Source organism: Pseudomonas sp. PSE14 (assembly GCF_029203285.1).
Taxonomy (GTDB): Bacteria; Pseudomonadota; Gammaproteobacteria; order Pseudomonadales; family Pseudomonadaceae; genus Pseudomonas.
The window spans coordinates 4,636,591-4,653,604 of record NZ_CP115669.1; the positions used below are offsets into that span (position 1 = coordinate 4,636,591).

The 17,014-nt window shown below is 67.0% G+C and carries 16 protein-coding genes; 7 read left to right on the forward strand and 9 right to left on the reverse strand.

The features are described 5' to 3' along the window. Window position 1: 1 nt before the first annotated feature. Entirely contained in the window at window positions 2-580 is a 579-nt protein-coding gene (locus tag O6P39_RS21220) for a VTT domain-containing protein (RefSeq protein ID WP_275608390.1), read from the forward strand. A 52-nt stretch (window positions 581-632) separates the two neighbouring features. Then, a complete protein-coding gene (rlmF, locus tag O6P39_RS21225) occupies window positions 633-1,643 on the forward strand; it encodes a 23S rRNA (adenine(1618)-N(6))-methyltransferase RlmF (RefSeq protein ID WP_275608391.1) in 1,011 nt (336 codons plus the stop codon). A 3-nt stretch (window positions 1,644-1,646) separates the two neighbouring features. Here rlmF and O6P39_RS21230 read toward each other — a convergent pair whose 3' ends face one another. Then, window positions 1,647-2,189, reverse strand: a complete 543-nt coding sequence (locus O6P39_RS21230; RefSeq protein ID WP_275608392.1) for a hydrolase — start codon at window positions 2,187-2,189, stop codon at window positions 1,647-1,649. A gap of 49 nt (window positions 2,190-2,238) precedes the next feature. Then, a complete protein-coding gene (locus O6P39_RS21235; RefSeq protein ID WP_275608393.1) occupies window positions 2,239-2,781 on the reverse strand; it encodes a gamma carbonic anhydrase family protein in 543 nt (180 codons plus the stop codon). Window positions 2,782-2,857: 76 nt separating this feature from the next. On the opposite strand from O6P39_RS21235, the gene prlC reads away from it, so the two are divergent. Beyond that, entirely contained in the window at window positions 2,858-4,903 is a 2,046-nt protein-coding gene (gene prlC / locus O6P39_RS21240; RefSeq protein ID WP_275608394.1) for an oligopeptidase A, read from the forward strand. Next, the gene (locus O6P39_RS21245; protein ID WP_275608395.1) at window positions 4,903-5,172 is read left to right on the forward strand and encodes a YheV family putative zinc ribbon protein; all 270 of its coding nucleotides are present in this window, start codon (window positions 4,903-4,905) and stop codon (window positions 5,170-5,172) included. The genes prlC and O6P39_RS21245 overlap by 1 nt, the downstream gene beginning before the upstream one ends. Window positions 5,173-5,239: 67 nt before the next feature. Here the strand turns inward: O6P39_RS21245 and O6P39_RS21250 are convergent, their stop codons facing one another. From O6P39_RS21250 to sbcD, 3 genes are all read right to left on the reverse strand, one after another. Continuing rightward, entirely contained in the window at window positions 5,240-5,749 is a 510-nt protein-coding gene (locus tag O6P39_RS21250) for a DNA starvation/stationary phase protection protein (RefSeq protein ID WP_275611999.1), read from the reverse strand. Between the two features lie 339 nt (window positions 5,750-6,088). Next, on the reverse strand, window positions 6,089-9,538 hold the full coding sequence (locus O6P39_RS21255) for an AAA family ATPase (RefSeq protein ID WP_275608396.1): 3,450 nt from the start codon (window positions 9,536-9,538) through the stop codon (window positions 6,089-6,091). Continuing rightward, on the reverse strand, window positions 9,535-10,761 hold the full coding sequence (gene sbcD, locus O6P39_RS21260) for an exonuclease subunit SbcD (protein ID WP_275608397.1): 1,227 nt from the start codon (window positions 10,759-10,761) through the stop codon (window positions 9,535-9,537). The genes O6P39_RS21255 and sbcD overlap by 4 nt, the downstream gene beginning before the upstream one ends. A 133-nt stretch (window positions 10,762-10,894) precedes the next feature. On the opposite strand from sbcD, the gene O6P39_RS21265 reads away from it, so the two are divergent. The 3 genes from O6P39_RS21265 (at window position 10,895) to O6P39_RS21275 (ending at window position 14,463) form a co-directional block, all read left to right on the forward strand. Further along, on the forward strand, window positions 10,895-12,259 hold the full coding sequence (locus O6P39_RS21265) for a TAXI family TRAP transporter solute-binding subunit (protein ID WP_275608398.1): 1,365 nt from the start codon (window positions 10,895-10,897) through the stop codon (window positions 12,257-12,259). Between the two features lie 115 nt (window positions 12,260-12,374). Next, complete coding sequence (yejK, locus tag O6P39_RS21270; RefSeq protein WP_275608399.1) at window positions 12,375-13,382, forward strand: nucleoid-associated protein YejK; 1,008 nt, start codon at window positions 12,375-12,377, stop codon at window positions 13,380-13,382. A gap of 160 nt (window positions 13,383-13,542) precedes the next feature. Beyond that, window positions 13,543-14,463, forward strand: a complete 921-nt coding sequence (locus O6P39_RS21275) for a DUF4344 domain-containing metallopeptidase (RefSeq protein WP_275608400.1) — start codon at window positions 13,543-13,545, stop codon at window positions 14,461-14,463. On the opposite strand, the gene O6P39_RS21280 is transcribed toward O6P39_RS21275, so the two are convergent. The 4 genes from O6P39_RS21280 to O6P39_RS21295 all read right to left on the reverse strand — a co-directional run bounded on the left by O6P39_RS21280 (window position 14,444) and on the right by O6P39_RS21295 (window position 16,998). Continuing rightward, entirely contained in the window at window positions 14,444-15,379 is a 936-nt protein-coding gene (locus O6P39_RS21280; protein ID WP_275608401.1) for a glutathione S-transferase family protein, read from the reverse strand. The genes O6P39_RS21275 and O6P39_RS21280 overlap by 20 nt on opposite strands. Window positions 15,380-15,442: 63 nt before the next feature. Next, window positions 15,443-15,745 carry a GIY-YIG nuclease family protein gene (locus tag O6P39_RS21285; RefSeq protein WP_275608402.1) on the reverse strand — a complete coding sequence of 101 codons (303 nt, stop codon included), beginning with the start codon at window positions 15,743-15,745 and terminating at the stop codon, window positions 15,443-15,445. Further along, a complete protein-coding gene (locus O6P39_RS21290) occupies window positions 15,742-16,443 on the reverse strand; it encodes a glutathione S-transferase C-terminal domain-containing protein (RefSeq protein WP_275608403.1) in 702 nt (233 codons plus the stop codon). Before O6P39_RS21290 ends, O6P39_RS21285 begins: the two co-directional genes overlap by 4 nt. 72 nt (window positions 16,444-16,515) lie before the next feature. Further along, window positions 16,516-16,998, reverse strand: coding sequence for a nuclear transport factor 2 family protein (locus O6P39_RS21295; protein ID WP_275608404.1), 483 nt, complete (start codon window positions 16,996-16,998; stop codon window positions 16,516-16,518). Window positions 16,999-17,014 lie beyond the last annotated feature (16 nt).

The window sequence follows — 17,014 nt, forward strand, 5'->3', positions numbered from 1 at the left end:
CATGCTTGCCGTCCCGCCCGTCGTCTGGCGTTTTCGCCGACTGATCCTGCTGCTCGCCTTCGCCCTGGTGCTGTTCGCGCTCTACCGCGCCAGCGGCCTGCACGAGGATTTCAGCCTCGACTACCTGCGCAGCGAGCTGCAGGACAACCGCGTGCGCGGCCTCCTGCTGTTTGTCGGGCTGTTCGCCCTGGGCAACCTGCTGCACATCCCCGGCCTGCTGTTCCTCGCCGCCGCCGTGCTGGCGCTGGGCAAGCTGTGGGGCGGACTGATCACCTACGGCGCGGCGGTGTTCTCCTGCGGCTCTACCTTTCTGGTGATACGCGCGGTGGGCGGCGACGGGCTGCGCCTGCTGAACAACCGGTTCACCCGCGCGGTATTCAGTCACCTCGACCAGCGCCCGGCCGGCAGCGTGTTTCTCCTGCGCCTGGCGTTCATCACCGCCCCCACGCTGAACTACAGCCTCGCCTTGTCCGGCGTGGGCTTTTCGTCCTACATGCTCGGCACCCTGCTCGGCCTGCCCATTCCGCTTCTGCTGTGCTGTCTGCTGTTCGACCACCTGGGCAACGCGCTGCTCGGCTGAGGCGCCCATCTGTGGGAAAATCCCCCACCGCTTACCTGCCCAGCGCGCCCTCATGTCGAAATCGCCGAAACCACCGAAACGCCCCGCCACGCCCGCTCAGGGCCTGCGCGACCCCGCCGCCAAGCGGCCGAACCTGCTGCACCCGCGCAACCGGCACAAGGGGCATTACGACTTCCCGGCGCTGATCGAGGGCTGTCCAGCGCTGGGCCGCTTCGTCATCACCAATCCCTACGGCAAGCCGAGCATCGACTTCGCCAATCCCGAGGCCGTGCGCGTGTTCAACCGCGCGCTGCTCAAGGCGCAGTACGGCATCGCGCAGTGGGACATCCCGGCCGGCTTCCTCTGCCCACCGATTCCGGGCCGCGCCGACTACGTGCACTACCTGGCCGACCTGCTCGGCGAGGAGAACGCCGGCCGGGTTCCACGTGGGCCGGAGGTGCGCGTGCTGGACATCGGCGTCGGCGCCAACTGCATCTACCCGCTGATCGGCCACCGCGACTACGGCTGGCGCTTCCTCGGCTCGGACATCGAGCCCGCCGCCCTCGCCTCGGCCCACGCCATCCTGAACGGCAACCCCGGCCTCAACGAAGCCATCGAACTGCGCCAGCAGCACGACCCCAAGCACATCTTCCGTGGCCTGCTGGGTGCCGATGAACGCTTCGACGCGACCCTCTGCAACCCACCCTTCCACGCATCGCCCGAGGAAGCCAGCAGCGGCAGCCGGCGCAAATGGAAGAACCTCGGCAAGCTCGACCCGTCGCGCCAGCTACCGAAGCTGAACTTTGGCGGGCAGAGCAACGAGCTGTGGTGCGAAGGCGGTGAGATCGCCTTCCTGCGCAAGCTGGCGGCGGAAAGCGCGGGAGTCGGCAAGCAGGTGCTGTGGTTCAGTTCGCTGGTGTCCAAGGCCGGCAATCTCGACGATTTCCGCCGGGCACTGAAGAAGGCCGGCGCCATCAGCATCCGCACCGTGGACATGGCCCAGGGCCAGAAGCAGAGCCGCTTCGTCGCCTGGACCTTCCTCGAACCCGAGCAGCGCGCGACATGGCGCGCACAGTGGCAATGACGCTCAGCGGATGAACTGCTTGCTGATCTCCCGGAACACTTCCGTGCCGGCGCGCTCCAGCCACTCGAAAGCGACCATCTCCCGCGAGACGATCATCGCCCCGGCCTGACGCATGCGCTCCAGCGCCAGCGCTTTGTCCCGCGGGCGGCGCGAGCCGATCGCCTCGTCCACCACGAATACCTCGCGGTCCTCGGCCAGCAGGCCCAGCACCGTCTGCAGCACGCAGACATGCGCCTCGGTGCCGCAGACCACGAACTGCCGGCGCTCCCCGCCGGGCATCTGCAACAGGCCGGGATCGGTCACGGCGGAGAAGGCGATCTTCTCCAGCAGCGCCTCGGCCGGCAGCGCATCGCGCAGTGCGGGCAGGGTCGGCCCCAGGCCCTTCGGATACTGCTCGGTGGCCAGCACCGGTACGCCCAGGCGCTGCGCGACCGCCAGCAGCCAGGCTGTATGTTCGAGCAACGACTCGGCTTCATGAATGGCCGGGAACAGGCGTTCCTGGATATCGATGATCAACAGGGTGGACGTCTGGGCGCGTAACAGCATGGCGGGCTCTCCTCTGACGGGGCGTGGATGTCATGGGCTGGCCGGGCGCTCAGCCGGCATAGCCCTCGGCGATATGCTGGTCCTTGAGCTTCACATAGTTTCCGGCGCTGTAGCTGAAGAAGGCGCGCTCCTTGTCGGTCAGCGGACGGGCTTTCTTCACCGGGCTGCCCACGTAGAGGTAACCGCTTTCCAGCACCTTGCCCGGCGGTACCAGGCTGCCGGCGCCGAGGATCACCTCGTCCTCGATCACCGCGCCGTCCATCACGATGGAGCCCATGCCCACCAGGATGCGGCTGCCGATGGTGCAGCCGTGCAGCAGCACCTTGTGGCCGACTGTCACTTCGTCACCGATGGTCAGCGGGAAGCCGTCCGGATTGAAGGGCCCGGCGTGGGTGATGTGCAGCACGCTGCCATCCTGCACGCTGGTGCGCGCGCCGATGCGGATGCGGTGCATGTCGCCGCGGATGGTGACCAGCGGCCACACCGAGCTGTCCGCGCCGATCTCCACGTCGCCGATGACCACGGCGCTGGCGTCGACGAACACACGCTCGCCCAGCGCTGGCGTTTTGCCCTGATAGGTTCTAATCGTCACGATAAGCTTCCTCAAGCTGCGTAAGGGCCCGATTGTATTTAAGATGGCCGAGTGTTTCTTCAACCAAGGTGCCACCGTGAGCGCGAATCCCCTTCTGCAGAGCTACGACCTGCCGCCCTTCTCGTCCATCCGTCCGGAGCACGTGAAGCCGGCCATCGAGCAGATCCTCGCCGACAACCGCGCGGCCATCGCGCGCATTCTCGCCGAGCAGAACGGCACCCCGACCTGGGCCGGCCTGGTGCTGGCCATGGACGAACTGCATGACCGCCTGGGCAAGGCCTGGAGCCCGGTCAGCCACCTCAACGCGGTGTGCAACAGTGCCGAACTGCGCGAGGCCTACGAAGGCTGCCTGCCGCTGCTGTCCGCCTACTGGACCGAGCTGGGCCAGAACCGCGAGCTGTTCAAGGCCTACGAGGCGCTGGCCGCCGGCGCCGAGTCCAAGGACTTCGACGTCGCCCAGAAGACCATCCTCGAACACGCCCTGCGCGACTTCCGCCTGTCGGGTATCGACCTGCCGGCCGACCAGCAGCAGCGCTACGCCGAAATCCAGACGCGCCTGTCCGAGTTGGGCAGCCGCTTCTCCAACCAGCTGCTGGATGCCACCCAGGCCTGGACCAAGCACATCACCGACGAAGCGGCCCTCGCCGGCCTGACCGACTCGGCCAAGGCGCAGATGCAGGCCGCCGCCCAGGCCAAGGAGCTGGACGGCTGGCTGATCAGCCTGGAGTTCCCCAGCTACTTTGCGGTGATGACCTATGCCGAAGACCGCGCCCTGCGTGAAGAGGTCTACGCCGCCTACTGCACCCGTGCCTCCGATCAGGGCCCGAATGCCGGGCAGAACGACAACGGCCCGGTGATGCAGGAAATCCTCGACCTGCGCCAGGAGCTGTCGCGCCTGCTGGGCTTTGCGAACTTCGCCGAGCTGTCCCTGGCCACCAAGATGGCCGAGACGCCCGAGCAGGTCCTGCACTTCCTCCGCGACCTGGCCGTGCGCAGCAAGCCCTTTGCCGCCCAGGATCTTGCGCAGCTCAAGGCCTACGCCGCCGAACAGGGCTGCCCGAACCTGCAAAGCTGGGACGCCAGCTACTTCGGCGAGAAACTGCGTGAAGCGCGCTACAGCGTGTCCCAGGAAGCCCTGCGCGCCTACTTCCCGATCGACAAGGTGCTCTCCGGCCTGTTCGCCATCGTGCAGAAGCTCTATGGCATCCAGATCCGCGAGCTGAACGACTTCGAGCGCTGGCACCCGGACGTGCGCCTGTTCGAGATCGAGGAAAACGGCCAGCACGTCGGCCGCTTCTACTTCGACCTCTACGCCCGCGCCAACAAGCGTGGCGGCGCCTGGATGGACGGCGCCCGCGACCGTCGCCGCACCGCCGGCGGCGAGCTGCAATCGCCGGTGGCCTACCTGGTGTGCAACTTCACCCCGGCGGTGAATGGCAAGCCGGCGCTGCTGACCCACGATGAAGTCACCACCCTGTTCCACGAGTTCGGCCACGGCCTGCACCACCTGCTGACCCGCGTTGAACACGCCGGTGCCTCGGGCATCAACGGCGTGGCCTGGGACGCGGTGGAGCTGCCGAGCCAGTTCATGGAGAACTGGTGCTGGGAGCCCGAGGGCTTGGCGCTGATCTCCGGCCACTATGAGACTGGTGCCGCGCTGCCCCAGGACCTGCTGGAGAAGATGCTGGCCGCGAAGAACTTCCAGTCCGGCCTGATGATGGTCCGCCAGCTGGAGTTCTCCCTGTTCGACTTCGAACTGCACGCCACCCACGGCGACGGCCGCAGCGTGCTCGACGTGCTGGAAACCGTGCGCAACGAAGTCGCGGTGATGCGCCCGCCGGCCTACAACCGCTTCGCCAACAGCTTCGCGCACATCTTCGCCGGCGGTTACGCGGCTGGTTACTACAGCTACAAGTGGGCCGAAGTACTGTCCGCCGACGCCTTCTCCCGCTTCGAGGAAGAAGGCGTGCTCAACCCGGCGACCGGCGCGGCGTTCCGCGACGCGATCCTGGCCAAGGGTGGCTCCCAGGAGCCGATGGAGCTGTTCGTCGCCTTCCGTGGCCGCGAGCCGTCCATCGACGCCCTGCTGCGCCACTCCGGCCTTTCCGAGGAGGCTGCGTGATGGCCGAAGTGAAGAAGCGCTTCATCGCCGGGGCGGTCTGCCCGGCGTGCAGCGAGCAGGACAAGATCGTCATGTGGGACGAAGACGGCGTGCCGCACCGCGAATGCGTGGCCTGCGGCTATGCCGACACCCTCAACGCCCAGGGCCAGTCGGTGCCGAAGGAGCTGACCACGCGGGTCAACGTCAGCGGCCTGAAGAAGCCCGCCGACCCGAAGGTGCAGAGCGTGCAGTTCTTCCCCAACCCGAAGCTGAAGAAGCCGGGCGAGTAAGCTCACGCCGCCAATAAAAAAGCCGTTTCTCCCTCGGGAGAAACGGCTTTTTTCATGCGCCGGAGAATCAGTGGCCGGTGCCATCACCGCGGCGGCTGGTCTCGAAGAGGAACCAGGTGCGCTGCTCGGTTTCGTCGATCCAGTTCTCGATCAGGCTGGCCGTGGCGATGTCATGGTACTCGTCGCACAGGTCATGCACTTCACGCATGTAGGAGGTCAGCGCCTTGTTGTCCCCCTGCAGCTCGGCCAGCATGTCCAGCGGCTGCACGAACTCCGCATCGTTGTCGAGAATGCGCTTGTCGCGGGCGATGTGGCCGATGGAGCGGATGGTGTTGCCACCGATCTTGCGGGTGCGCTCGGCGATGGCGTCGGTCATCGCGAAGATCTCGGTGGCATGGTCGTCCAGCAGCAGGTGGTAGTCGCGGAAGTGCGGACCGCTGACGTGCCAGTGGAAGTTCTTGGTCTTCAGATAGAGGGCGAAGACGTCGGCGAGCAGACGGTTGAGCGCGGCGGAAAGATCGCGGGTGGCGTTCTTGCTCAGGTCCGAAGGCGTGGCCAGGGCCGGTGCGCGGCGCACCGCGGGCTTGGCGGCGGCCGGCTTGGCGGCGGGTTTGCTGGCAGCAGGCTTGCTGGCGGCGGCCTTGGTGGCCGGCTTGGCTGCAGGTTTGGCGGCCGCTTTCGCTGCCGGCTTCGTAGCGGCGGGTTTTGCCGCCGCAGGTTTCTTCGGAGCCGATGCGGATTTCTTCATCACAAATCACCTCTACGAAAGATCACGATACCTGTGGATGCCTTCCCATTCGGGGCGTGGCTGACTTACGCGGTTTTGAGCCTATCTCGCTCAGCGTTGTTTGCAAGTCGACAGCCGCCGGCAGCGATGCGTTCCCCATGAATGCAGATCAATCGTGCAACCACCTCCTCAACCTTTCTCCGGCGTGAAGCGGAAACACGCGTCGAGCTGGCTGTAGCCCATGCCGACGCCCTTGTGCACCTTGAGCTGCACCGGGATGCGTTCCTTGAGCGCTTCGACGTGGCTGATCACGCCAATGGTCTTGCCCGTTGCGTTGAGGCTGTCGAGGGCATCCAGCGCCACTTCCAGCGTCTCGCCGTCGAGGGTGCCGAAGCCTTCGTCGAGGAACAGCGAGTCGATGCTGGTCTTGTGGCTGACCAGGTCGGACAGGGCCAACGCCAGCGCCAGGCTGACCAGGAAGCTCTCGCCGCCGGACAGCGTCTTGCAGTCGCGCGCGGTGTCGCCCTGCCAGGTGTCGATCACCTCCAGCTCCAGCTCGCCGTCACTACGCCGCGCCAACTGATAGCGGCCGTGCAGACGTTGCAGCTGGCGGTTGGCGAGGTGCACCAGGTGGTCGAGGGTCAGGCCCTGGGCGAAGCGCCGGTAACGCGCACCGTCGGCCGAACCGATCAGGCTGTTCAGACGCTGCCAGAGATCGTGCTCTTCCTCCTGCCGGCGAATCTCCTCGAACAGGCTTTGCTGGCTGGCGCGTCGCGCATCGTCGCCCTGCAACTGTGCGCGGATTTCGCCCTGGCGCTGACCCAGTTCGCGCAGCTCGGCGTTGAGGGTGAGCAGTTGCTGGTTCAGCTCGTCCAGCGACAGATCGCCATGCGGCTCGGCCTTCAGGCGCTCGACGTCCCGCAACGCCGCCGCGCGCAAGGCAACGGCCTCGGTAATGGCCATTTCCAGTTTCTGCTTGAGGGCGCTGAGCTCGGCGCGCTGGACATCGTCCAGCAGCGCCGCGAGATACGCGGACTCGTCGGCGAACGGACTCTGCTCCAGGGCGTGCAGCCAAGCCGCCTGGCTCTGGGTCAGACGAACCTGATCCTGCTCCAGGCGCTCCAGCAGCGTCTGTTCGCGACCTTGCAGCGCATCGGCCTGGCGCTGGCTGGCACTCAGGAGGGCTTCGGATTCGGCCAGTGCCTGCTGCGGATCATCCACCTTCGGCAATTCTGGCCGTGATTCGAACGCCGAATCCTGCCAGCGCTGCTGCCACTGCTGCGAGACCTGCCGCGCCGAGGTAGCGGCCTGCGCCACATCACGCTCGGCGGCGGCCAGTTGCTGAGCCAACTGCTGGTCCCGTTGCCAGTCTTGCCATTCCTCGCTTCGTTCGACTAGCCACTGCTCGCCGTCGTCCGGCAGACCGTAACCCAGCTCCGCCAGCGCGACAGCCAAGGCGTCTTCCTGCTGTTGCAACTCGGCACGCAGGCCGGCGATCTGTTGCGTGCGCTCCTCCTGGCGCTGCCGGGCGAACTGCTGCTCGCCCTCGAAGAGCGCCAGCTGCTGCGCCGCCTCGCTGTGCGCCCGCTCGGCATCGACGCGCGCCTGTACGCTCTCCTGCAGGCGAGCCTTGTGCTCTTCCAGCGCCGTCAACTGCTGTTGCAGATCAGCCAGCGCCGTTTCGTGACGCTGGCGCTCGCTCGCCAGCGCCTGCTCATCCTCCAGCTGCAATCCCTGGGTAGCGCACTGCTGTTGCCAGGCTTCGTGCTGTTGCCGGAGCGCCGCGTCGGCTTCGTCGAGCTGACGTTGCCCTTGCTGTATCTGCGCCTCCAGCTCGGCCAGCTCGCCACGCAGGGCAATGCCCTGGCTCTCCAGTTCAGCCAGCGCCCGCTTGCTCTCTTCCAGCGCGGTCTGGGTCGCCGACACATCCAGTGCCTGGTAGGCGTCCACCGCCGGGTGCTGCTGGGAGCCGCAGAGCGGGCAGGCTTCGCCCGGCTGCAATTGCGCGCGCCAGTGTTCGAGCTGGTGGATGCGCTGCTCCTGCTGCAGGAGCTTTTCCCGGTCGGCAACCTGCTGCTGCATCGCCTTGTAGCGCTCGCGCAGGGTAACGATGGCGCCGTCGCGCTCGCCCTTGCGTTGGCGCAGCGCGAGCAGTTCCGGTTGCCAGCGGGCGAGCTGCGCGGCGGCCTGGGCCCGTGCCTGGGCGATCTGCTCCAGGCGGTCGAATCCACGGCCAAGCGCCTGCGACTGCTGCGCACGTTCGCGCAGTTGCGCCTCGGTCGCACCGGCCAGCAACGCATCCAGTTGCTGCCGGGCGGTGGACTCGTTCTGGCGAGCCTCGCCCAGCTTCTGCTCGGCATGACTGACGGCGCCTTGCAGCACCTCTCGACGGGTGCCGGCGTCGCGGAACGCCTGCTCCGCGAGATCGAACTGACGCTGGCTATCGGCACAGGCCGACACCAGACGAGCACGTTGGGCGAACTGCGCGCGCCAGCCCCCGAGCAATTCTCCCAGCCGGGCCCGTTGCGGTTGCTGGGCAAGACGAGCTTCCAGCGCCGTACGCTGCTCAGCCACAGCGTTCAGTTCCGCGCCACGAGCATCGCTGACCTGTCGGGCGAACTGGCTGGCGCTCCACAGTGCCTCGGCGATCCGCTCGCGGCCGGCAGCCTGTTCGGCGCGATTGTCCTCCAGCGCGGCGCGGTCCTGCGCCAGACTGTCATGATTGGCGCGCCAGGCCTGGTGCAGCGGCTGCAAACGCGCGGCGGGCTCGCTGGCGGCCAGGCGTTGCAGGTCCGGCTGCGCCGCGTCGAGCGACTGGCGGGCGCCGGCCTCCTTCTCGCTGGCCTGCTGCATCTGCTGCTCGGCGCGGCCGAGGTCCTCGCGCCAGCGATGCTGCGCCTGCAACGCCACCTGGCGGCCCTGCAGCGAGGCTTCCTTCAGCAGCGCCTGGTGGTTCTGTTGTTCGAGGGCTTCCCGCTGCTCGCTGCTGAGCAACTCGACGCCCTCGGCGCGGGCGCGCAGCTGGTCGAGCGCGCCACGCACGTCGCGGGTCCGTTCGAAGACGCGCTGCGAGATCAGCCCGTAGATTTCCGTGCCGGTCAGTTCCTCCAGCAACTCGGCGCGCTGGTTGGCGTTGGCTTCGAGGAAGGCGGCGAAACCGCCCTGAGCCAGCAGCATGGACTTGGTGAAGCGCTCGAAGTCGAGGCCGGTGAGGATTTCGGTCTGCTTGAGCTTGTCGTTGATCTTGTCGGTGAGGATTTCCCCTTCGCCGCTGGCGCGGTCGATGCGCACCAGCTCCACCTTCGGGGCCTGCAGCGCGCCCTCGGCCTTGTCGCGGGCGCGGCGCTGGCTCCAGAAGGCGCGGTAGGGCTGTCCTTTCACCTCGAACTCCACTTCCGCGAGGCAATCGGCGGTGTGCCGGGTCATCAGCTCGTTGCCGCTCTGCGACAGCACGCTCATGCGCGGCGTACGGTGATAGAGCGCAAGACAGATGGCATCGAGCAGCGTGGTCTTGCCGGCGCCGGTGGGGCCGGTGATGGCGAACAGGCCGTTGCCGGCGAAGGGCTCGGCGGTGAAATCGATCTTCCACTCGCCCTTGAGCGAGTTGAGGTTCTTCAGGCGCAGGCTGAGGATTCTCATGGCTGCTGCTCCTGATCTTGCAACTCGCTGACCACCTGCCGGTACAACCCGCTCAGGCGATCGCGCAACGGCGCGTCCAGCTCCTCGCTGTCCAGGCGCTGGCGGAACACATCCTCGGGGCTTAACTCATCGAGGGTTTCCTTCGCCTCGCTGAACAGGGTTGCCTGCGCATTACCGCGCTCGCGGCGGGTCCGCAGGACGACCACCGGCAGGTCTTCGCACAGCTTCTCGACTCGCACCTGGATATCGGTGAGGTAGTCGTCGGTGTGCACCAGTACCTCCAGCCATACCGGCTGTTCCACGCTGCCCTCCCGAGCCACGCGGGCCAGTTCGGCGGGCAGGCTGGCAAGGCTGCCGGATACCGACTTCAACGGCTGGAAGCAGGGCACCGGCAAGGCACTGACGCTGCGCAGGCCGCTGTCGTCCAGGTCCACCAGCAGCACCTCCTTGCCCTGGGTGGCCTCGTCGAAACTCAGCGCGATAGGCGATCCGCAATAGCGGATGTGTTCCAGCCCACCGACCTTCTGTGGCCGATGGATGTGCCCCAGGGCGATGTAGTCCGCCGGCGGAAAGGCACTGGTGGGGAAGGCTTCCAGCGTGCCGACGTAGATCTCCCGCACCGACTCGCTGGCGCTGGCGCCCACCGTGGTGAGGTGGCCGGTGGCGAGTATCGGCAAGTGGCGGCCGAGGGCTTCGCGCTGCGCCTGGGCGCGTTCGAACAGCTGCCGGTAGTGCGACTGGATCGCCTGTTGCAGCGCCAGCTGTTTGTCCTGCGCACTCTGCCCAGCCTGGCTGGTGAGCACGTCGCGGGGGCGGATGAAGGGGATCGCGCAGAGGATCGCGCCGGGTTCGCCGTCACGCTGCGGCAGCACCAGCACCTGCGACTCGAGGTCGGTGCCGACCGCAGCGATCACCTGGGTATCCAGGCGCGCCAGCAACTCGCGGGACTCCTCCAGCATCGCCACCGAATCATGGTTGCCGCCCAGCACCACCAGGCGTGCGCCGGTATCGCGCAGCTCGACGATGAAGCGGTTGTACTGCTCGCGGGCATAACTGGGCGGCGCGCCGGTATCGAACACGTCGCCGGCGATGATCACCGCATCCACGCCCTGCTCGCGCACCTGCCCGACCAGCCAGGCGCAGAACGCCTGGTGCTCGGCCTCGCGGCTCTTGCCCATGAAGTGCTGGCCCAGGTGCCAGTCGGAGGTGTGGAGAATGCGCATACCGTGACGTCCGCAGCCGTTATCCAAAGGCTGGGATGATAGCGGCTTCCACCGCCGTGATGGCGGATTCGCCGGCCACCGCCGCGCAGGCTGGCTATCTTTTCAGGACGGCTCGACGCGAAAAGGACTCTCCATGCAACGCCTCGTCAACATGCTCAAGGACCTCGCCATCCTCGTCCGCGCCAACCTCTGGCTGGTGCCGGTGCTGGCCGCGCTGGTGGCCGCGCTGTTCTACTTCGTCGCCCCGCCACCACCCATGAGCGCGACCCTCGCCACCGGCGCGCCGGGCGGCGGCTATGCGATTTTCGGCGAACACCTGAAGGAGGAGCTGGCCAAGCAGGGCTTCGAGCTGAACCTGGTGAAAACCGCGGGCTCGCGACAGAACCTGGAGAAGCTGCTGGATGAAGGCAGCGGAGTGAACATCGGGCTGGTGCAGAGCGGCCAGGAGCAGCAACTGGAACCCGCCCAGCGCGGCGGCTTGCAGACGCTCGGGGCGATGTTCCAGGAGCCCCTGTGGCTGTTCCAGCGTCGCGACCTGAAGATCGACCGCATCGCCGACCTGCTGCCGCTGCGGCTGGCCATCGGCACGCCGGGCAGCGGCACCGAGGCGGTGACCGAGGCCATCCTCAAGGCCAATGACATCCCCAGCGACCCGCTGCCGGCGAACTGGCAGGCCCGAGGCGGCAACACGGTGGCCAGTGAGCTGCTGGCCGGCACCCTGGACGCGGCCTTCTTCGTCGGCCCGGCGGAAAACCCGCTGATCCAGCGCCTGGCGGCCAGCCCGGAGCTCAAGCTCGCCGGCTTCCGCCGTGCCCACGCCTACGAGGCGCGGATTCCGTTCCTCAAGCGGGTGGAGGTCAGCGAAGGCCTGCTGAACCTGGCGCAGAACGTTCCGGAACAGGACATGGCCACGCTGTCGCCGGTGGCGACCCTGGTGATCAACGATAACTTCCACCCGGCGCTCACCCCGCTGATCCTGGAGGCCGCGCGCCGGGTGATGAGCAAAGGCACCCTGCTCGACCCGGCCGGCGCCTTCCCCAGCGCCGAGCCGCGCACCCTGGCCCTGCAGAGCGACGCCGAGCGCTACTACAAGAGCGGCCCGCCGCTGCTGCAGCGCTTCCTGCCGTTCCGCATCGCCTCGCTGGCGGACCGCTACATCATTCTGCTGATCCCCTTCATCGCCATCCTGATCCCGCTGATGAAATCCATCGGCCCGCTGTACCGCTGGCGCATCCGCGCGCGCATCTACCGCTGGTACCGCTACCTGCGCGAGATCGACCGGCGCCTGGACGAACGCGCCGGCAGCGCCGAACTGAGCACCGAGATCGAGCGCCTGGAGCAACTGGAAGCCGAGCTGGCCAAGGTCGAGGTGCCGTTGTCCTACTACAACGAGCTGTACGAGCTGCACCTGCACCTGAACTACGTGATCCGCCGCCTGCGACAGCTGCGCCGCAACCGCCGCGAGCGCGACGCGGGGACGGTGCCGGTGGCGGACTGATCGGCGTAGAGCACAGGTGCTCCGGGTCGGGTAAACTCTGGCGTTTTCCAATCATCTGCCCGCCCCGCCGCTACCCCACATGCGGCGAGGCCGGCATTGAACATCCAGGTCCGCCATGCCGATTCGCCACGCCATCGTCCACCTGATCGACAAGAAGCCCGACGGCAACCCCGCGACGCTGCACGCGCGCGATGCCGAGCTGGGCGACTCCCAGGCCATCGAGAACCTGATGGCCGACCTCAACGAGAGCTACAACGCCAAGCCGAACAAGGCCTGGGGCCTGTTCCAGGGCGAATCCGGCGCCTATCCGTTCAGCGGCTGGCTGACCGAGTACCTGGACGGCGGCAAGGATTTCGTCGCCTTCTCCAAGCAGGCGGTGGAGCACCTGAAGTCGCTGATGGAAGAGTCGAATCTGTCCACCGGCGGCCACGTGCTGTTCTGCCACTACCAGCAGGGCATGACCGACTACCTGGCCATCGCCCTGCTGCACCACAGCGAAGGGGTGGCGGTGACCGAGTCGCTGGAAGTCACCCCGTCGCGCCACCTCGACCTGGGCCAGCTGCACATGGCGGCGCGGATCAACATTTCCGAGTGGCGTAACAACAAGACCTCCAAGCAGTACATCTCCTTCATCAAGGGCAAGGGCGGCAAGAAAGTCTCGGACTACTTCCGCGACTTCATCGGCTGCACCGAGGGCGTCGACGGGCCGAGCGAGACCCGCACCCTGCTCAAAGCCTTCAGCGACTTCGTGGAAAGCGAAGACCTGCCCGAAGAGCAGGCCCGCGAGAAGACCGACGTGCTGGTGGACTACGCCACCAGCCAGGCGAAGATCGGCGAGCCGATGGCCCTGGACGCGCTCTCCGAGCTGATGGACGACCAGGCGCCACGCGCCTTCTACGACTACATCCGCAACAAGGACTACGGCCTGTCGCCGGAGATCCCGGCGGACAAGCGCACCCTCAACCAGTTCCGCCGCTTCACCGGCCGCGCCGAGGGGCTGTCGATCAGCTTCGAGGCACACCTGCTGGGCAGCAAGGTGGAGTACGACGAGGAGCGCGACATGCTGATCATCCGCGGCCTGCCGACCCAGCTGCACGACCAGCTCAAGCGGCGCAAGAACTGAAGCCGTACCGTGCATGAAAAAGCCCATCGAGAGATGGGCTTTTTCATGGGGGAGACTTCGAGGCCGGGCCGTTCGCGGCACTCCACCGACGAACCGCCGAAAACCTCCACGCCACGGCTGCTAGAGTCAATTGAGGCGCCTCACTCTCACGGTGGCCGCCATGTCCGCCCACGCATTCACCGCCGCCTCCCCTCCGCGCTCCGGGTGCTCCCGGACGCACCGCTCGTACCTCGCACTGCTGTTCCTGCTCTGTGCCGGGCTCGTCTGCGCCGATACCGCGCCGCCGCTTTCGCCCAACGTCGCGCGCTTCGTGCTGGCCAACGCCGAATTTAGTGTGATGCACGAGATGGGGCACATGCTGATCGCCGAATACGATCTGCCTGTGCTGGGACGTGAGGAGGATGCCGCCGACCAGCTCGGCTTCATCCTGTTATTCCGCCTCTACGCGAAACTGCCCCAGGACGAGATCGACGCGCGCCTGCTGGACATCGCCGACTACTGGCGCCTGGAATGGCAGACCCCAAAGCCACCGCCGGACCAGGTGCTGGCCTGGGACAGCCATCCACTGGACGAACAGCGCTACTACAACATCGCCTGCCTGCTGTACGGCAGCGACATGGGCCGGCTGGACTGGGTGCCGGCGCTGACGGGGCTGCCCTACGAGCGCGCCGTGTATTGCGACCAGGAATTCAAGCAGGCCAGCAAGGCCGTGAACTGGGTGCTTCACGTCCGGCGCACCCAGGCCATACGGCATCATCCCGGGGCACGCCTGGAGTTTGAGCCACCGCTGATCAATCTTGAGGAAACCGAGCAGCTGATCGCACTGCTGCGCGACGAGAACCACCTCCAGGCCCTGGTGAACGAGGTGTTCCTGCAGTTCCATCCGCCTCGCCCGCTGACCCTGCGACTGATCAACTGCGGCGCACCGGATGCCTGGTACAACATCAACGCGGGGGAAATGGCGCTCTGTTACGAGCGCCTGCAGCATTTCCGCGAGATGGCCGAGAACCTGCCGCGCCTGCGTACCCCGGTGACGCGGCAGTGCCCCGGGCCTGCGGGGCTCAGGCCGGGCGGATGCTGAAGCCCAGGCGCGGGAAGTGCACGTGGACGGTGCCGGCGCGCGGGTCCTCGCGACGCAGGATCAGGCTTTCGCGCCCCGCGTGCAGCAGTTCGCCCTCCACCGGATCGACGCCATAGTCGGTGGCGGCGATCACCACCCGCGAACCAGCCGTGAAGCCATTGGGATCGACAAAATCGTCCTCCGGCAGTGCGGCGGGCTGGCTGTCGCGGGCGATCGCGATGGCCTCCTCCGCGCTCATCTCGCTGTGGGCGCCGTGGCCGAAGCCGAGTACCCGGCCCAGCCAGGCGCTGGCCGCCGGGTAGTCGTCCACCAGCGGCGCAGTCACCGGCGTGCCCTTGAGGAACCACAGGCAGTGGGCCAGGGCGAAGTCGGCGATCGACGGCTCGCCGAACAGGAAGTCGCCCTCCTCCCGCGCCAGTTGTTGCTCGATCCGCGCCATGAACACCGGCCACTGGTGCCGGGCCAGCTCGGCCGGCAGGCGGCTCGCGGTGCCGCCGCTGAACAGCTGGCTGCGGTCGGCGATGAAGGCCTTGAGGAATTCCGGCGGCAACTTGCCGAAGCGCACCGCGATGGATTCGGGCTGGAACACCAGGCTGACGGCGTGCTGGAAGATCACCGAATCGGCCCACTGAGCGAAGCAGGCGGTAGTGAATTCCTGGCCCTCGGGGAACAGCGACGGCACGGCCTTTTCCTGCTCCAGGCGGCGGGCGATCAGGGCGGTATCGCAGTAGATGTCGGCGCCGACCTGCAGCACCGGGGTCCGGCGGTAGCCGCCGGTCAAGGCCATCAGGTCCGGCTTGGGCATCAGCGGTGGGATGGTTACCGAGTGCCAGGACAACTGCTTGAAGCCCAACAGCAGACGCGCCTTTTCGGCGAAGGGCGAAGTCGGGTAGTGGTGCAGGATCAGCTCGGACATCACGGGCTCCAACAGCCTGAAGGTAGACAGGCAGCTTAACCCGCAGGGCGGCGGCGGCCTACCTCATGCCTCGGATAGGGCAACATCCACGGCAGTGATGGCCGGATTGGCCTGCACCAGGCGCTCCTTGGCCAGCTTGGTCAGCCCCTTGATCGCCCGCTCGCGGCGCAGCGCATCGCCCTTGCCAGGGCAGGCTTCGACATAGACCAGCGCCTGCGCCGGGCTGGAATGGAAGAAACGCGCGCCGCGGCCGCTGCGATGGGTCTCGAAACGGCGCTGCGGGTCATCGCTGATGCCACAGTAGAGCGCGCCGTTCTCGGCGCGCACCAGGTAGACGAACCAGGGTTTGGCTTCTGCCGCGGTCACGATGCCCAGACCCGTGCCTGCATGCGCTCGCAGTAGGCCACCAGCCGTTCATAACTGCGCGCCATGTCGTTGAGCGGGGTTTCCAGGGTGCTCAGCACCAGGTTGGCCAGCACGCCGTAGGCGGCGGCATCGGCGCTGCACGGCTGGGCGCCGCCATAGAACGGCAGGTCGCCGAGCATGCCATCGAGCGCTTCGAGGTCATCGCGGGCGAAGCTCAGCAGCTCCTCACGGCTGTGCCGGGTCAGGCCGCGGCCGCTGAGGTGGCCACGGATCTTGCGCTGTATGAGCTGCCCCACCAGCGGGCGCAGGGGCGCCGGGATGCTGCGGAACATCACGTCCTTCACTTGGCGGAAGCCCTGATCGTCGAGCCAGCGGAAGTACACCAGCAGTGGCACCAGGTGCTCGTCGCACATCCGGGTGATCGACACCGCCCAGCCACGGCCGCGCGCGTCCAACCCGGCGTCAAGGTCGAATTCGTAGTACTGCTGCAGGGTGCGCATGATGATCGCGGTATCGGCGATGGCCTTGCCGTCCAGGGTGATGAACGGCAGCTTGCCCTTGGGCCCCTTGCGCGGGTCGCTCACATGCTTGATCTGGTATTCCAGCCCGGCCAGGCGCAGGAAGGTTTCCAGCTTCAGGCAGAAGGGACTGACGTTGGGCACATTGAACGCGGGCGGGAACTGAAAAAGAGTGATCATGGCGGCATCCTGTCGGAGTCGCCTGTCATTTAAGCCTATCCGCCCCGCGCGGGCGAGCCCGGCACCTTGACATCAGGCCGTCGCGCCCCGCTGTGCGCGATAGGCGGCAAGTGCCCTGGCCGCCTGGGCGCGGATCGCGGCCTGCACCGGAGGTGCCCAGCCCAGTAGGGCTCCCTTGGCGCCGAGGGCCTGGCGCGACCATTTCCACAGGTCGAACGAATCCACATGCTGACAGATCAATCCGTCGCGGAAGTGGAAATGTGCCTGGATGTGATTGATCACTTTCCGACCGGTCTGGGTAAAGGTGTAGGACGCCACCCAGCGCGCCGAACCCCGCGTCTCGTCGGCCTCCACGCCCTCGTAGCTGAGCGAGAAATCCTCGGCGCGGGCGGTGAGCATGCGCCACATGTCGCCGGCTTCGGCGCCACGCAGGTCGGTGAAGACCGGGTCGCTGAACCGCACATCGGCACTGTAGCAGGCGGCCATGGCCTCGCCATCGCGGCGCTGGAAGGCCTGGTAGAAGCGTTCGATCAACTGGGCATTGGGATGGGCCATGGCGGCGCTCGCAGGA

Excerpts from the sequence above, each read along its gene's own strand:
- rlmF (WP_275608391.1), top strand. The coding sequence starts at position 633 with ATGTCGAAATCGCCGAAACCACCGAAACGCCCCGCCACGCCCGCTCAG.
- O6P39_RS21245 (WP_275608395.1), top strand. The coding sequence starts at position 4,903 with ATGGCCGAAGTGAAGAAGCGCTTCATCGCCGGGGCGGTCTGCCCGGCG.
- sbcD (WP_275608397.1), bottom strand. The coding sequence starts at position 10,761 with ATGCGCATTCTCCACACCTCCGACTGGCACCTGGGCCAGCACTTCATG.
- O6P39_RS21280 (WP_275608401.1), bottom strand. The coding sequence starts at position 15,379 with ATGTCCGAGCTGATCCTGCACCACTACCCGACTTCGCCCTTCGCCGAA.
- yejK (WP_275608399.1), top strand. The coding sequence starts at position 12,375 with ATGCCGATTCGCCACGCCATCGTCCACCTGATCGACAAGAAGCCCGAC.
- O6P39_RS21265 (WP_275608398.1), top strand. The coding sequence starts at position 10,895 with ATGCAACGCCTCGTCAACATGCTCAAGGACCTCGCCATCCTCGTCCGC.
- O6P39_RS21290 (WP_275608403.1), bottom strand. The coding sequence starts at position 16,443 with ATGATCACTCTTTTTCAGTTCCCGCCCGCGTTCAATGTGCCCAACGTC.
- O6P39_RS21220 (WP_275608390.1), top strand. The coding sequence starts at position 2 with ATGCTTGCCGTCCCGCCCGTCGTCTGGCGTTTTCGCCGACTGATCCTG.
- O6P39_RS21230 (WP_275608392.1), bottom strand. The coding sequence starts at position 2,189 with ATGCTGTTACGCGCCCAGACGTCCACCCTGTTGATCATCGATATCCAG.
- O6P39_RS21295 (WP_275608404.1), bottom strand. The coding sequence starts at position 16,998 with ATGGCCCATCCCAATGCCCAGTTGATCGAACGCTTCTACCAGGCCTTC.
- O6P39_RS21275 (WP_275608400.1), top strand. The coding sequence starts at position 13,543 with ATGTCCGCCCACGCATTCACCGCCGCCTCCCCTCCGCGCTCCGGGTGC.
- O6P39_RS21255 (WP_275608396.1), bottom strand. The coding sequence starts at position 9,538 with ATGAGAATCCTCAGCCTGCGCCTGAAGAACCTCAACTCGCTCAAGGGC.